Annotated in this window: 14 protein-coding genes; 9 read left to right on the top strand and 5 right to left on the bottom strand. The window is 40.9% G+C overall.

The features are described 5' to 3' along the window. Window positions 1–28: 28 nt before the first annotated feature. Entirely contained in the window at window positions 29–1,390 is a 1,362-nt protein-coding gene (locus tag I2I33_RS17140; RefSeq protein ID WP_087421573.1) for a TrpB-like pyridoxal phosphate-dependent enzyme, read from the bottom strand. A 575-nt stretch (window positions 1,391–1,965) separates the two neighbouring features. On the opposite strand from I2I33_RS17140, the gene I2I33_RS17145 reads away from it, so the two are divergent. Continuing rightward, window positions 1,966–2,178, top strand: coding sequence for a hypothetical protein (locus I2I33_RS17145; protein ID WP_140402600.1), 213 nt, complete (start codon window positions 1,966–1,968; stop codon window positions 2,176–2,178). Between the two features lie 73 nt (window positions 2,179–2,251). On the opposite strand, the gene I2I33_RS17150 is transcribed toward I2I33_RS17145, so the two are convergent. Next, on the bottom strand, window positions 2,252–3,442 hold the full coding sequence (locus tag I2I33_RS17150) for a 6-phosphofructokinase (protein WP_087421575.1): 1,191 nt from the start codon (window positions 3,440–3,442) through the stop codon (window positions 2,252–2,254). Window positions 3,443–3,571: 129 nt separating this feature from the next. On the opposite strand from I2I33_RS17150, the gene I2I33_RS17155 reads away from it, so the two are divergent. The 8 genes from I2I33_RS17155 to I2I33_RS17190 all read left to right on the top strand — a co-directional run bounded on the left by I2I33_RS17155 (window position 3,572) and on the right by I2I33_RS17190 (window position 9,898). Then, window positions 3,572–4,702 (top strand): glycosyltransferase, encoded by a 1,131-nt coding sequence (locus I2I33_RS17155; protein ID WP_087421576.1) that lies wholly within the window; start codon window positions 3,572–3,574, stop codon window positions 4,700–4,702. Continuing rightward, window positions 4,693–5,313, top strand: a complete 621-nt coding sequence (locus I2I33_RS17160; protein WP_027201599.1) for an RNA polymerase sigma factor — start codon at window positions 4,693–4,695, stop codon at window positions 5,311–5,313. The genes I2I33_RS17155 and I2I33_RS17160 overlap by 10 nt, the downstream gene beginning before the upstream one ends. Beyond that, entirely contained in the window at window positions 5,300–5,974 is a 675-nt protein-coding gene (locus I2I33_RS17165) for a hypothetical protein (protein ID WP_087421577.1), read from the top strand. Before I2I33_RS17160 ends, I2I33_RS17165 begins: the two co-directional genes overlap by 14 nt. Before the next feature lie 89 nt (window positions 5,975–6,063). Next, on the top strand, window positions 6,064–6,657 hold the full coding sequence (locus tag I2I33_RS17170; RefSeq protein WP_087421578.1) for an OmpH family outer membrane protein: 594 nt from the start codon (window positions 6,064–6,066) through the stop codon (window positions 6,655–6,657). 109 nt (window positions 6,658–6,766) lie between these two features. Next, window positions 6,767–7,147: an SRPBCC domain-containing protein gene (locus I2I33_RS17175; protein WP_087421579.1), complete on the top strand. Its 381-nt coding sequence runs from the start codon at window positions 6,767–6,769 to the stop codon at window positions 7,145–7,147. Window positions 7,148–7,236: 89 nt separating this feature from the next. Beyond that, on the top strand, window positions 7,237–8,484 hold the full coding sequence (locus I2I33_RS17180; RefSeq protein WP_087421580.1) for a YeiH family protein: 1,248 nt from the start codon (window positions 7,237–7,239) through the stop codon (window positions 8,482–8,484). Window positions 8,485–8,623: 139 nt separating this feature from the next. Further along, complete coding sequence (gene fsa, locus I2I33_RS17185; RefSeq protein ID WP_027201604.1) at window positions 8,624–9,280, top strand: fructose-6-phosphate aldolase; 657 nt, start codon at window positions 8,624–8,626, stop codon at window positions 9,278–9,280. A gap of 9 nt (window positions 9,281–9,289) precedes the next feature. After that, window positions 9,290–9,898 (top strand): L-threonylcarbamoyladenylate synthase, encoded by a 609-nt coding sequence (locus tag I2I33_RS17190; RefSeq protein WP_087421581.1) that lies wholly within the window; start codon window positions 9,290–9,292, stop codon window positions 9,896–9,898. A gap of 133 nt (window positions 9,899–10,031) precedes the next feature. Here I2I33_RS17190 and I2I33_RS17195 read toward each other — a convergent pair whose 3' ends face one another. The 3 genes from I2I33_RS17195 to I2I33_RS17205 all read right to left on the bottom strand — a co-directional run bounded on the left by I2I33_RS17195 (window position 10,032) and on the right by I2I33_RS17205 (window position 14,813). Beyond that, window positions 10,032–11,480, bottom strand: a complete 1,449-nt coding sequence (locus I2I33_RS17195; RefSeq protein WP_195666858.1) for a TrkH family potassium uptake protein — start codon at window positions 11,478–11,480, stop codon at window positions 10,032–10,034. Next, window positions 11,477–12,820 (bottom strand): Trk system potassium transporter TrkA, encoded by a 1,344-nt coding sequence (gene trkA, locus I2I33_RS17200; RefSeq protein WP_087421583.1) that lies wholly within the window; start codon window positions 12,818–12,820, stop codon window positions 11,477–11,479. The genes I2I33_RS17195 and trkA overlap by 4 nt, the downstream gene beginning before the upstream one ends. Window positions 12,821–12,884: 64 nt before the next feature. After that, the gene (locus tag I2I33_RS17205) at window positions 12,885–14,813 is read right to left on the bottom strand and encodes a ComEC/Rec2 family competence protein (RefSeq protein ID WP_087421584.1); all 1,929 of its coding nucleotides are present in this window, start codon (window positions 14,811–14,813) and stop codon (window positions 12,885–12,887) included. Between the last annotated feature and the right edge of the window lie 14 nt (window positions 14,814–14,827).

A 14,827-nucleotide genomic window follows, 5' to 3' on the forward strand; every position in this document is an offset into this window, starting at 1 on the left:
GTAGCAAAAAATCAGATAGCTATGCTCTTCACATGATTTTCTCTAGTTTATCGAGAGATTGAGCTATTTCTTGATCAGAAAGCTCGAAGTTCTGGAGATTTCCCCCAAGGTATTGTTCGTAGGCGTAGAGATCAATCATACCATGTCCGGATAGATTGAACAGGATAGTTTTGGTTTTTCCTTCGACTTTGGCAATTTTCGCCTCCCGAATCGCTTGTGCTATGGCATGAGTGGATTCAGGTGCAGGAATTATCCCTTCGGTTTTGGCAAATAATATTCCGGCCTCGAAGGTCTCCAGTTGCGGAATGGCAACGGCTTCCATCAGCTTGTCCTTGAGTAATTGACTGACGATAACCCCGGCTCCATGATAGCGTAAACCTCCGGCATGGATACTTGCGGGTTGGAAATCATGTCCCAGCGTGTACATGGGAAGTAAGGGGGTTAACCCGACTGTATCACCGAAATCGTATTGGAACTGACCACGGGTTAATTTCGGACAGGATTGTGGTTCTACGGCAATTACTCTGGTATGTTTTCCTTCCTTCAAGTTCCTGCGGATGAATGGAAAACTGATTCCGGCGAAGTTTGAACCTCCCCCGAAACACCCGATCACGATGTCCGGTTCATCTCCCGCTTTTTCCATCTGGAGAAGTGCTTCCTCGCCGATGATAGTTTGATGTAATAGTACGTGATTTAGCACGCTCCCCAGGGAGTAATTGGTTAGAGGATCTTGTGCGGCAAGCTCGACTGCTTCTGAAATGGCAATACCTAGGCTACCGGCCGAATCCGGATATTCCCGTAGGATTTTTCTTCCGGCCTCCGTCAAGTTACTCGGTGACGGTATCACGTCTGATCCCCACGTGTTCATCATCAATTTACGATAGGGTTTCTGGTTGTAGCTTACTTTTACCATGAACACTTTCAGGTCCAGACCGAAATGTTGGCAGGCAAAGCTTAATGCTGTACCCCATTGCCCCCCGCCGGTTTCTGTGGTGATGCGTTTGATGCCTTGTTTGTAATTGTAATAGGCTTGCGCAATGGCCGTGTTTGGTTTATGAGAGCCGGCCGGGCTTGTCCCTTCATTTTTGAAGTATATTTTGGCAGGAGTATCCAAAGCTTTTTCTAAAGCATAGGCTCGTACGAGAGGGGTCGATCTCCATATTTTGTACAAGTTCTGGACTTCATCAGGGATCTCGATGTAGCGTTCGGTAGCGAATTCCTGCTTTGCCAATTCTTGGGCAAATAGCGGGTAAAGGTCTTCCGGTTTTAACGGTTGTTTTGTTCCCGGATGGAGAGGGGGAAGGGGTTTGTTGGGCATGTCTGCCACGATGTTATACCATTGGGTTGGCATTTCTTGCTCGGTGAGCATAAATTTCTTGATTGGTTTCATGATTTTTGATTTTAAAAAGGTGAATAAAAAAAAAGAGCCTACTGTTCGTAAACAATAGGCTCTCTCTATATTAATTATGCAATACAATCACATAACCTCATTGTTTACTATGAAGTTTAAAGAGGTGCCACCACCAAGTTTGGGTTATGTGTTGATTGTATATCATGCTTCTTTGTTTTTACAGGGACAAAGCTATATAGAGATTTTCTTTTTTCCAAATTCTCTCGTAAAAATAATGTTGTTAAATGAAATTTAATGCTTACATTTGCAGCATCCCACTCGAATTGAAGTTATAAAGACGTGTATTGCGCAAAAGAGATTGCCTCCGGTGTGCATGGCACGTCTTTTTTGTTAAATTCAGAGTGGGATCTAATTTAATAAAGAGCCGGAGGCATTTCTTAATAAAGTTAGTTAAACGTTTGTTTTGAAGTTATTGTTATGTTTTTGCATAACAATTTTCGAAAATTCTAAATTGTCTTTGGTGGGGCCGTGATGGTGACCCACCTTTTTGTAACCTATACCGTCTTGATTACGTATCATTTCACGTTGAATTTCTAGCTAAACTAAATTTGAATATGATGAAAACTTTTGGAAGAATTGGATGGATTTGCATGGTGGCGGTTGCTGCAACTTTGATGTTTGTTTCTTGTGGGAATAGTCAGAAAAGCAAGGTGCAGTCGGGGAAACAAGTACAAGAACCGGTAGGAACCGTCGTGGAGGAGTCGGAAGTTGTCGTGGAGGTAGATAGTATCACACCCAATTCAACCACTCTGAACACTACAAGATAAAAGCTAAAAACTAAGAGTTAGTACTATTCTTTTATCTTAAAGAAAAGCTCCCGGTTTCCCGGGAGCTTTATCTTTATAGTATCATCTGTGGCATGAATTCGAAACTGTTGTATTGGGGACGTAATCTCTCCGTGTTATAGAATTTGGGAACATCCACGATCTTTTTACTGCTGGTTACAATCTCGATCGGGGCGTTGTCATAACGTCCGTTTCTTAGGATAACTAGCCTGCCGTGTAATCCTTTGTTAATTAAATCCAGAGCAAGGTTCCCGTATGCCATAGGTACGATGGAATCCAGTGCATCCGGATCTCCACAGCGAACCAGATATCCCAGTCTTTGCGTGATGGTGTTGATTACTTGTCCGTGATTAAACTGTGGGGTAAGTTCTTTTAATTGTTGAGAGATCATGTTTCCGATACCTCCCAGCTTTTTATGTCCGAACATGTCTGTTTCTTCACTTTGGAAAATCATGTTGCCACCGGAAAAAGTGGCTCCTTCGGATACGAGAACCACCGAGTATTTGCTGGGATTCGTGAAACGATCCTCGCAAAGTAGTTCGGTCAGACGTTCGATGTTAAATTCGTATTCCGGAATCACACAACGGTTGGCAGCTCCGGCTAAGGTTGGTAGCATTGCCGTGAACCCGGCATAGCGTCCGAAGACTTCCAGAACCAGTATTCGTTCGTGAGATCCGGCAGATGTCCGGAGATCATGCGTGAGGGCAATCGTACGGGTGATGCAGGTGCTGAATCCAATACAGTAATCTGTTCCGGGAACGTCGTTGTCCATGGTTTTGGGTATGGCCACGACTTTCACGCTTTCCTTGCTCAAGCGTACCGCGTAACTCAACGTGTCATCACCCCCGATCGGGATCAAGTAGTCGATACCCATGAACTCTAAGTTCTTTAATACTTCCGGGGTCAGATCGTTGATGTCGTCCGAGTATTTATCCTGTAAATGCTTGGGTACATTTGCTTTAGGTACGTGGGAAGCCCTGGTTCTGGATGTATGCAGGAAAGTCCCACCAGTGCGTCCGGCTTTGTTCACGATTTCCTCTGTTAATTCAAAAAAATTACCAGAGTTGTCATATTGTGGATCTCGTACGATGTCAATCAGGCCACCCCAGCCTCTTTTGATTCCAATAACTTTATAGCCTTCGCGCAGGGCTCGAATGGTTACCGCCCTGATGGCTGGATTCAGGCCGGGAACGTCTCCTCCGCCGGTGAGTATCCCTATAATTCCTCTGTTTTTTTGTTGTCCCATAATGTAGTTGCTTTATGTTAGTAAAATCGAACTAATGTACACAAAATTGTTCAATTAATACGTTAAAATCACCATTAAGTAAGTATATTTGTCTGTTTTTTATGGATAAAAGAATGTTAATATAATGATATGGAGAGTTTGAGAGTCTTTTGGGGAGAACTGGGAGCTTTTAGGTATGGGGTAATACTTCTGTTTGTATTGACACTCACCTATATCTATCACGTTATTCGTCGGTGTGTGATCGTGTCTCGCAAAGTAAAACCGATGGATAAACAAGAGCATGAAGGGGTGTCGGTTATCATCACGTCACACAATAATGCGGAGTGTTTGAGACGGAATTTACCGAGTTTTTTGATGCAAGCATACGATAATTTTGAGGTGATCGTGGTTGATGAATGTTCAGAAGATGACACGCAGGATGTATTGACCGAGATACAGAAAGATTATCCACAGTTGAGGTGTACGCGAATATTTCCGGACACTAAATTCAGATTTACTAAAAAATTGGCTATAAATATAGGTGTATTGGCTGCCAAGCACGATATATTGTTGTTTTCAGAGATTAATTGCCGTCCCTCTTCGATGTATTGGGTGAAGACCATGGAGTCATATTTTGATGAAAATACGGCGGCTGTCGTCGGTTTTGCAAATTATGATTTCACCGAGCAAAACGTGAGAAATTTGCGTATGTTTCGTTTCTTGCGCTTTATAAAAATGATGGTCATGGTGAAAAATAAAAAATATATTTTTGGGGATGGATGTAACATGGCTTACCGAAAATCGTATTATATAGAAAACCGTGGGTTCGCGAAGAATTCACAATCGTATTTAGGATACGATAATGATATGGTTAGAGAATTATCAAGGTTTGGGGCAATAAAGATGACAAAAGATCCGGACTCGTATGTGATAATTGATAAGAGTGACAAAAAAGGAGAAATAAACGAAGTTTCATATTATTATGCTAGCAAGATGAGATTGGCAATGACGGAGAGGATTATGATAGATGGCGATATGATCGTGCGTTTGTTCTTTTATTTGACAGCTATTTGTTTGATTGTCTTAGGTTTTTACCCAATATACGTGTTTCTTGTCATGTTGACAGTATTTTTAACGGATGTAATTTTGTTAAATATTTGCGCTATTTGTCTGAAACAAAAAAAATTATTCCTAACTTCGTTTATTATTAGTACGATCGGTTTTGTTTATCGAGTGTACGAAAATGGATATTCATTTTTTAACAAGAGGAAATGGAGTTAACAAACAACTTGTCAGAGAAAGCTCTTTATGATTATAAGGTCGTGAAGAGGGCAATAACGGGAGATGAACAGGCTTATGCCGAGTTATTTAAGAGGTATAAGGATTCAGTATATTTTATGATACTGAAGATGGTGAATAACAGAACTGATGCGGAAGATTTAATGTTCGAGGCTTTCGAGAAAGCTTTCACGAGTTTGAATTACTATTCGCCTCAGTTTGCGTTTAGTACGTGGTTATTCAAAATTGCCTCTAATAACACGATTGATTTTATTCGGAAGAAAAAAGCCAAAATTGTTTCTTTGGATAAGGATGATATAAACCCGGATGATCGCGGGTATATCAATAGTGTACCGGCAGACGTGTTGAATCCGGAAGAGGAAACGATCCGTAAGCAGCGAGCTGAATTTATGCGGGAAAAAGTTGCCATGTTGAAAGGGCGTTACCGTAAATTGATAGAATTACGTTATTTTGAAGAGTATTCTTATGAAGAAATTGCTCAAGAGCTGGCCATTCCGTTAGGAACCGTGAAAGCTCAATTATTCCGTGCGAGAGAATTGCTATTGAACATTTTGCAGAATAGTGAAATCGCCCGGGAAAATGAAAGAGTTTAGCCTTCTATTTTTTTTTATATTCTTTTGCTTGGGAGTGCAAGGGCAGAGCCAAGATAAAGGCAATGTGTTTGTCACGGGTGTAGTTTGTGACCGGGACAGTATACGGCCATTACCGGAAGCAATCTTCCGGTTGGGGAAAGAGGTTCGAGGGGTTGATAAACAAGGGCGATTTTCATTGAGTGTACAAGTGGGGGATACCTTGCGTTTTTCGCATATAGGCTATGCTCCCATGCAAGTTGTTATTCCGGACAGTTTAAGAGAAAATGATTTCTTACTGGGGGTTTTTATGGTACGAGATACTGTTTTACTGTCGGAAGTTTTAATCTTGCCGCGTTTCCTTACGGGGGATTACAAATCGAATACTTTTTTGTTGAATGCCCAAAACAATCTAAATCAAGCTATACATGCCGCATCAAAACCGGTGAAAGTGATGGATCAGGAAATGAACAGGAGTATGATGATCGAGGATTTTGCCCGTAAGGTAGAAATGAAAGGAATGGTTGATGTGAAGTTAGGTGTTGGAACTCAGTCTATCACGGCATTACAAGGATTAATGCGGGCGCGTCGGCAAGCGGAGAGAGGGAAAGTCATTAATATTGAGGAAATAGACCTGTTAAAGAAAATTTTTTATATAGAAAAAAGAGAAAAATCGGATAACTAAAAGAAGAAAGATTATCTTTGTATTCGAAACAAGCCTCGTGTGGGCCGAGATTTCAATGAATCGATTTATTAATAACAAAGTTACATTTTATGAAGAATTTGTCGATAGGATTAAATGTGTTATTGTTGATTGCTGTGATAGTTTTGTATATTTTGCATTTCAGTGGAAATAGTAAAAGTACGAGCAATCAAGGCGGTACTGTAACTGTGAACGCTGATGCAAAAATTGTCTACATTAACATGGATACATTGCTTAACAATTATACTCAATCGAGAGAGTTGAATGAAGCGTTTTTAAAGAAATTGGAAGCCAATCGGACAGAGTTGAACATAAAAGTGAAGAACTTCGATCGTGAGGCAGCAGAGTTTCGGAATAAAGTGGAAAACGGTGGTTTTATGACTCGTGAAAGAGCCGAACAAGCCCAGATGGATTTGATGATCAAACAACAAAATTTGCAGAAATTGCAACAGGAAATGACCGAGAATGCTCAACGCGAGCAAATGGAAATAAACCGGAAGTTGTATGATGCAATCACAAATTTCTTGACGGAGTATAATAAAGCGAAAGGTTTCCAATTAATACTGAGTACGACGTTAGGCGGTAACGTGCTTTTCGCGCAAGAGGGATTTGATATTACCAATGATGTGGTAAATCAGTTAAATGAACAATACAAGAAGAAATAAATAATAGCGAAGTGTGATAAAAGTCATTTTATCACACTTCTTGTTTATTAGGTCCATATAGTTGAGTCTTTGGTTCTGAAAGTTCCTAAAGTATATATTTTTATTATAAATGAATTTTAAATACACAATTGATATTACGGCTGATCCGGAGGAAGTCTTTACGGCATTGACGAATCCTTTTCAAATAGAACTGTGGAGTGGTTATCCCGCGGAAATGAAAGCAGAGGAAGGGTTCGTGTTTTCTTTATGGGAGGGAGATATTTGTGGCGTGAATCTGGAGGTAAAGCCCAATCATTTGCTTGTTCAGGAATGGTTTTTCGGGGAGACGGATCAACGTTCTATTGTGACCATTAAATTAAAAAAAGACGGTCCCCGGACTCGTGTAGAATTAGAACATACGAATATTCCAGATGAGGTCTTCGAGGAGATCGTTGAAGGTTGGAAAGAGTATTACTTGGGCTCTATTAAGGGCCTATTGGAAATGTACTAATTCAGAATCAGTAAAAATACGGATTATTTTTTTGATTCTCGGTATTAACTTTGCCACAGAAATTATTCACTAAATTAATAAATTTCCAGATGAGCAAGTTAAAGATTTCCGAAGATTGGACCTCTACTATCGTGGGGTGGTTTATAATTCTTTTAGTAGTATTTCAATTAAAACCTCATTGGCCTTCTTTCAGTTGGCCGGATGCTGACGCATTAATGAATAAGGTTTTCACGTTGGATAACGTGGGGCATGCTCTGATTGTTTTCTGTTTTATGTTCCTGATGGCATTGATTGCCGGATTATTTACGGGTAAAAAATTGAAAATGATTGCTGCAAGTTTTCCGGTCGTGTTCTTCCTTACGCTTTTGGCCATGGTTGTCGGAGGAAATAAATTCCTAAAGGATTGGGGATTTGAAACCGTGATATTTAGTTTATTGATAGGACTTTTCATTAGTAATATATTTTCTATTCCCAAGTGGTTGAAGGAGTCACTTTCTTCTGAACTTTTCGTGAAGATCGGTTTGGTGTTACTTGGGACGACTGTACTTTTTGATGATTTGTTGAAAGCCGGGGCATTAGGATTGATACAATCTTGTGTCGTTGTCTTTACCGTGTGGAATTTCTGCTTTTGGTTATGTCGTAAAATGAAAATTGACAAAGAAATGTCATTGATGCTTTCCAGTGCTGTGTCCATTTGTGGAGTGTCTGCAGCTGTTGCTACTGCCGGAGCTATCAAAGGGGATAAAACAAAATTGTCATACGTGGTATCGTTAGTATTGGTCGTGGCCGTGCCGATGATTTTGATCATGCCCGGTTTGGCTAAGTTGATGGGATTACCTGAGGATATGGCAGGGGCTTGGATCGGGGGAACAATTGATACGACCGGGGCCGTGGCTGCAACTGGCGCTATATATGGAGAAGTAGCCTTGCAGACGAGTACGATCGTGAAATTCTCACAGAACGTGTTGTTGGGAGTTGCGGCCTTCTTAATCAGTATTTATTGGTCTTATTCGAAGAAAGAGGTTACAGAAGAGAAACCGACGTTAAAAGTAATTTGGTTGCGTTTTCCGAAATTCGTGTTGGGATTCGTTGCTGCTTCTCTTGTTTTTTCATTCTGCGTTGCTCCAGAGGTCGTGTCTGATGCTAAACCAATTTTGAAGAATATTCAGGGTATGTGGTTTGCCTTGGCATTTATGTCTATTGGGTTGGAAACGGATTTCAAGAGCTTGATAACCTCTGAAAATCGTCGTTCCACGTATGCTTTTCTGGGTGCGCAAGCGTTTAATGTGGTATTTACTTTACTTGTAGCCTGGATTCTTTTCGGACTAATCGCGTAATGGAGTTATAGAGTTTATAAGGCTACTTTATAAACTTTATGAACCTTGTGAACTTTATAAACTAAATATGATCGGATTACAGATATTGTTTGTAATTTTGCCTGTGATATTGAAGTTAAACAATAAAACCAGATAGAATATGAAATTTTTTATTGATACGGCAAATCTTGACCAGATTCGCGAGGCAAATGACCTTGGTGTGTTGGACGGTGTTACTACCAATCCGTCTTTAATGGCAAAAGAGGGTATCAAAGGTGACGAGAATTGTAGAAAACATTACGTTGAGATTTGCAATATCGTGGATGGTGATGTAAGCGCGGAGGTAATTGCGACTGATTACGAGGGCATGATTAAAGAAGGGGAAGAATTAGCCGCTTTGCACCCGAATATCGTGGTAAAAGTACCTTGTATTGCTGATGGTATTAAGGCTATCAAATATTTTACCAACAAGGGAATTCGTACGAATTGTACGTTAGTGTTCTCTCCGGGACAGGCTCTGTTGGCTGCTAAAGCAGGTGCAACTTACGTGTCTCCTTTCGTAGGACGTTTGGATGACATCAGTAGTGATGGTATCGAGTTGGTGGAAAAGATTGTGGATATGTATGCTTATTACGGTTTCAACACGCAAGTATTGGCCGCTTCAATTCGCCACACACAACATATTATTCAATGTATTGAGGCCGGGGCGGACGTTGCAACCTGCCCGTTGAGTGCGATCAAAGGTTTGTTAAAGCACCCGCTGACGGATTCCGGTTTGGCTACGTTCTTGGCTGATCACAAGAAAGTGAATTCATAATTTACGATCATGCTTGTACGTTTATTCGAGGACAATCCCAATGATCGGGAGATTCGAAAGATCGTTGAGCTCTTGCGTAATGGTGGTGTTATCATTTACCCGACCGACACGATTTACGCGATCGGGTGTGATATAAATAGCGTGAAGGCTGTCCAACGGGTTTCGGCTATTCGTGGTGTGAAAGCAGAGAAAGCAAATTTCTCGATGATCTGTAAGGGTCTGGGAAACATCGCTGCTTATGCAAAAGTAAGTAATGAAGAGTTTCGGTTGATGAAACAATATTTACCGGGACCGTATACTTTTGTGTTGCCGGCTACCAGTAAGTTGCCCAATGTCTTAATGAATAGACGTAAAACGATAGGTATTCGAATACCCAAAAATTTTATTGTTCAGGCTATTGTCGAAGAGCTGGGCGGGCCTTTGCTGACCACTTCTGTGAAAGCTGCTGAAGGTGAAGTTGAGGAATATATCACTGATCCGGAGTTGATTCATGAGAAATATAATCGTCTAGTTGATCTGGTCATAGACGGAGGATATGGGAATAATATTCCTTCGACAGTGATTGATTGTACGGGCGATGAGATTGTTGTCACAAGGCAAGGATTGGGTGAATTGTAGGATATTTTTCTAAGAATAAAAAAGGACTGTTGAAATGGCAGTCCTTTTTTATTTTTGCAACGAGGTATCCCGGAATCTAAGCTCCGAAAATACCTCTCTTTGGGTGAGATCCAAATTATCTTGTGGGTAGAGATTACTTTTTCCAGAATGTTTTACTGAATAGAACGAAGACCGTGAATATTTCCAGACGTCCGACCATCATCAGGATGGATAGAAATATCTTGGCAAAGTCGTGTAGATTAGCAAAATTGTCCATAGGTCCAATCTCACCGAAGCCGGGACCAACGTTACTCATACTAGAGATAACAGCACTACAAGCGGTGGCTATATCCTGAGTAAATAGTGACATGATCAGGCTGGAGATAGCGAAAATGAACATGTACAAGATAAAGAAACCCATCACTCCGGTCATAATATTGGGGTGAACACTTTTCCCGTTATACTTGACATTGATAATTCCGTTAGGATGAATGATTCGTTTCATCTCGATAAACGAGTTCTTGAATAATAGATTGAGTCGAATACATTTTAATCCTCCCGAAGTTGAACCGGCACATGCCCCGATAAATAAGAGGGCAAAGATGATGGCACTCGTGAGAGGTGGCCATAGTAGATAGTCCGCAGTGGCGAATCCTGTTGTTGTTAGAATGGTAACTACTTGAAATATAGATTCCCGTATGCTTAATTCTAAGTTTGCATAACCGTTTAAGAATAGTACGATTGCGATGATTGCACTAGCCCCTAACGTGATGTAAAGATATAGTTTAAACTCTTCATCATGAAATAATTTGCGGAATTTGCCGTGCAACATGACATAGAGTAAACCGAAATTCGTTCCGGCAATGAACATGAATATGATAACCACGTATTGGATGTATGCGGAATCCCAATAAGCAAGGCTGGCTTGTTTGGTCGAATATCCTCCGGTAGCCATCGTCGTGAATGAGTGACAGATAGCATCAAAGAGATCCATATTTCCTAGTAACAGTAAAATAGCTTGGGCGGCAGTTAGTGAAATATAGAGATACCACATACGTCGGGCTGTTGATTTGAAGGTTGCCGTGAACTTGTCATGTGTCGGACCTGGTACTTCGGCCACGAAAAGATCACGCCCCTCGATTCCCAAGCCGGGAATGATAGCTAAAAGTAACACGATGATACCCATTCCGCCCATCCATTGGGTTAGGGAGCGCCAGAATAGAGTGGCATGTGGCAAGGCCTCAACGTTGTTTATCACTGAGGAACCTGTTGTCGTGAAACCGGACATGGTTTCGAATATGGCGTCAACAATTGACGGAATTGTTCCTCCGAATAAGTAAGGTAAGCAACCGAAGATGGTGAAGATGATCCACGTGCAGGTTACAATAAAATAACCGTCTTTTTTGGCAAGTACCCGGTCTTTGACTTTCACTGTAAATGTCATGAGGCTCCCGACTCCCAGCGTGATGATCGCGGAGTAAACGAAAGCCATGAGATCGTTCTCCCCGTATATCAAGGCGACAATAATACATAAGATCAGGAAAGCACTTTCTACAAATAATAGTTTTCCTATGATGTTGGTAATGAACCTAAAGTTAATCATTTCTGGAATAGTTTGATTACTTTTTTCACTGCACTGGGCAAGGCAAAAATGACAACTTTGTCTCCGGCCTCGATTTGTACGTCTCCTTTCGCTATAATGGCATCCCCGTTGCGGATAACACCCCCGACGGTTGCGTTCTCAGGGAAATTCATATCAGCCAAAGTTTTACGGGTAATCTTAGAACCCGGCTCTGCTGTAACTTCGAATACCTCTGCTTCCGAAAATGTGAGGAATTTTAAATGTTTCACATCCACGTTCATCGTGTAACGATAAATATGAGAGGCGGCAATTAATTTCGTGTTCACGAGGGTTCCAATGCCGATGTTTTCAGCCAGATCAATGTAGTCAATGTTCTCGACTTCGGCTACGCTCTTTTTTACCCCAAGCTTTTTCGCTAACAGGCAGGAAAGAATGTTGGTTTCTGACGAGTGGGTTACACTGATAAAAGCATCGGTGTTTTTTATTCCCTCTTCTCGTAATAAGGCCAAATCTCTTCCGTCACCATTGATTACCAGCGTGGATTTTAATTTGTCGGCGATGAGAATACATTTCTCCCGATCCTTTTCGATAATCTTCACGTTGTAATTTTTCTCTAATAGGGAAGCTGTTTTGATGCCGATACGGGAGCCCCCCACGATGACGACATTCTTAACTTCATATTGTGATTTGCCACAAAGAGCGAATACATTGGGGACATAGAAAGGCTTGGTTACAATAAATACCAGGTCTCCGTAGCGGAAAGAGTCATTTCCTCGCGGGATAATTGTGTGGTCTGCTCGTTTGATAGCCACGACGCGGAAATGCTGGGCACCGTAACGTTCTGCCATTTTTATCAAGGTCAAGTTGAGTACCGGGGCATTCTCCCAAAGTTTGATTCCTAATAATTGCAGGCGGCCATCCGAGAATTCGTGTAACTGCCTTGAACCACTCTGTTTTAAGGAGGCTACAATTTCTTCTGCGGCCAATCGTTCCGGGTAAATCAGCGAATCAATACCGATCATTTTCAAGTACTCTTTGTTCTCGTCTTCCAAGTACTCACTATTGTTTACCCGGGCAATGGTTTGTTTGGCCCCGAGTTTTTTAGCCAAGATCGCTGAGTTGATATTTTGATCTTCTTGGTGATTGACAGCAATAAATAAATCACACTTGTGTACTCCTGCATCTTTCAATGCACCAATCGAGGTACAAGATCCCACGATTGACATAACGTCTAATTGATTGCCTAATAGTTCCAGCTTTTCCTCATCGCTGTCAATCAACATTATATTATGTTCTTGCTTACTAAGCATGTTCGCGAGATGTGTCCCCACTTCTCCTGCTCCCGCTATGACTATGTCCATTTTAGTTAGGTGTTAATTAACGAGCAAAATAAAGCATTATAATCCGAATTCCATAAAAAAATGCCTATATTTTCAAGATAATTGTTCCCACTTCGCTTGTTTTGAAAAACGGAATTTGGTTCTTGAAACAGAATTTTTGCCAGGCTTTCGTGCAGTGGCTTGTGTTCGAGTTGTCCATGATAATCTGTTGCGGATGGAACTCGAGGAAGTTGGGAGGGTAGATATTTTCGGTAATGATGACTATATCTTCATGAGAAAATGTAGGATTGGTGTGGTCGATTATTGATATGGAACATTGAGAAGATGACAGGTGATTCTGAATGAATTTTATTTGTTGTCCTACAAAAGCTTCATGGGTGGGTAAAGCTTGTAAATGATTGGCTGTGATATAAGTGGACAAACCATCATTGGGACTTGTGGTTTTGAGGTAAGTGTAATAACCTTTGTAATTCAATAAGATAGCAGATTGTTTGTAGAGATTACGAATCACGATTTCCTGATGGTTTTGGATATAGTACGTGAAACAACCATGAAAAACGAGCAATATACTCATGCTGCAACAGATAAACCTAAGAACGTGACGTTTTCTCGTGATCAAATAAATGATGACAAGGACGATGATGAGGTAAAATAGTATGACGTGAGTTGCCGTCGGGTATAAATCCGGTAAGTTTATCACGATTCTGGAAAATAGTTGTAGGCTGAAAATAAATAGGTGTGTTAGACCTATGATGATATATGACAAATAAAAACTGATGAATTCCGGTAATGCAAGTAGTATGATTCCTCCATATAAAAGGAAAGAAGCGGCGGGTACTGCGATAAGGTTTATGAAGATACTGTTCAAACTGATGGAATGGAAATAGTAAGCCATGATGGGTAGTGTCATGATCTGTGCAGAAAAACTGATGCAAAGTAGCGTGTATAATGGGCGAAGGAACTTGTGCATCTTTTTAATTTGCATCAACGGGTAAATTAAAATGATTCCGGTGTAGGCTGCGTATGACATTTGAAAACTGACAGAATAGAGTAATTCCGGATTGATAAGAAGTGAAAAAAAGGCAGCAGCGGCAATGGCATTCAAAGGAATTGTTTCTTGCCTGAATGCCTCTCCAATGGTAATAAAGCTTAGGATGGTTGCTGCTCTACAAGCAGAAGGGGAGAGGCCGGTAATGCAAGCAACAAGCCATATTAGCGGGATCAGAATCAAGCGGAATTTTTTACTTTTAAAATGGAATAACTTTAATAGACCCAAGAAAAATGCGAATATGGCTCCTATATGTAATCCCGATATAGCAAGGATGTGAATTGTTCCTGTGTTTTGGAATAGTTCTTTCGTATCGGGAGTAATTTCTTGCCTACATCCCAGACAAAGAGCTGCTAATAGCTTGTACGTCATGCTATCTGGGATGACCTGTTGTAGTTTAGTTGCTAAGTTATTTCGAATCATGTGACACACAGAATAAAGGTCTTGCGAGTGTCCGGTTTTATGGATTTCACCAACCGGAAAGCCTTTGGCCTGTATGCCTTGGTGTTGTAAGTAGTTGTTGTAATTGAAATCATGACGATTATGTGAGGTTTGTAAAGGGTATAATCTTATCAGCCCGGAAAGGGAATCCCCAACCGAGACTTTCATGGAATCTGGAATTTGTAAATACGTGCATAAATGAGGTGAGGAAATGACAAGCTTTCCGGGGGAAAGAATTTGATTGCAGCGTCCTGTTAATTGATAAGTTTCGCCTGAAATGATCGGGGGAGTCTTGGTATCCGATAGGTATAGCCCCGTGGAGAAAAGTCCGGTAAAAGTGAGCAATACAAATGGAAGTCCGGAACGTTCCTTCTGGATAATAAAAAGCAGGGAAAAAGATATAATAATGACACCTAAAATGAACGTCGAAGGAAAGCTTGATAAATATTGACTGGCAGTAATTCCCAAGATCAACGGGATCACGAGAAAGAGAAAAGGAAATCTATGCCAGTAAATAGGGCGCAAACTAATTTCAAATT

It is taken from the genome of Butyricimonas sp. BSD2780061689_150309_C8 (genome assembly GCF_015560935.1).
Classification (GTDB): Bacteria; Bacteroidota; Bacteroidia; order Bacteroidales; family Marinifilaceae; genus Butyricimonas; species Butyricimonas paravirosa.

What these genes read in the sequence shown, in the direction of transcription:
- I2I33_RS17140 (WP_087421573.1), bottom strand. Translation starts at nt 1,390, where the DNA reads ATGAAACCAATCAAGAAATTTATGCTCACCGAGCAAGAAATGCCAACC.
- I2I33_RS17145 (WP_140402600.1), top strand. Translation starts at nt 1,966, where the DNA reads ATGATGAAAACTTTTGGAAGAATTGGATGGATTTGCATGGTGGCGGTT.
- I2I33_RS17150 (WP_087421575.1), bottom strand. Translation starts at nt 3,442, where the DNA reads ATGGGACAACAAAAAAACAGAGGAATTATAGGGATACTCACCGGCGGA.
- I2I33_RS17155 (WP_087421576.1), top strand. Translation starts at nt 3,572, where the DNA reads ATGGAGAGTTTGAGAGTCTTTTGGGGAGAACTGGGAGCTTTTAGGTAT.
- I2I33_RS17160 (WP_027201599.1), top strand. Translation starts at nt 4,693, where the DNA reads ATGGAGTTAACAAACAACTTGTCAGAGAAAGCTCTTTATGATTATAAG.
- I2I33_RS17165 (WP_087421577.1), top strand. Translation starts at nt 5,300, where the DNA reads ATGAAAGAGTTTAGCCTTCTATTTTTTTTTATATTCTTTTGCTTGGGA.
- I2I33_RS17170 (WP_087421578.1), top strand. Translation starts at nt 6,064, where the DNA reads ATGAAGAATTTGTCGATAGGATTAAATGTGTTATTGTTGATTGCTGTG.
- I2I33_RS17175 (WP_087421579.1), top strand. Translation starts at nt 6,767, where the DNA reads ATGAATTTTAAATACACAATTGATATTACGGCTGATCCGGAGGAAGTC.
- I2I33_RS17180 (WP_087421580.1), top strand. Translation starts at nt 7,237, where the DNA reads ATGAGCAAGTTAAAGATTTCCGAAGATTGGACCTCTACTATCGTGGGG.
- fsa (WP_027201604.1), top strand. Translation starts at nt 8,624, where the DNA reads ATGAAATTTTTTATTGATACGGCAAATCTTGACCAGATTCGCGAGGCA.
- I2I33_RS17190 (WP_087421581.1), top strand. Translation starts at nt 9,290, where the DNA reads ATGCTTGTACGTTTATTCGAGGACAATCCCAATGATCGGGAGATTCGA.
- I2I33_RS17195 (WP_195666858.1), bottom strand. Translation starts at nt 11,480, where the DNA reads ATGATTAACTTTAGGTTCATTACCAACATCATAGGAAAACTATTATTT.
- trkA (WP_087421583.1), bottom strand. Translation starts at nt 12,820, where the DNA reads ATGGACATAGTCATAGCGGGAGCAGGAGAAGTGGGGACACATCTCGCG.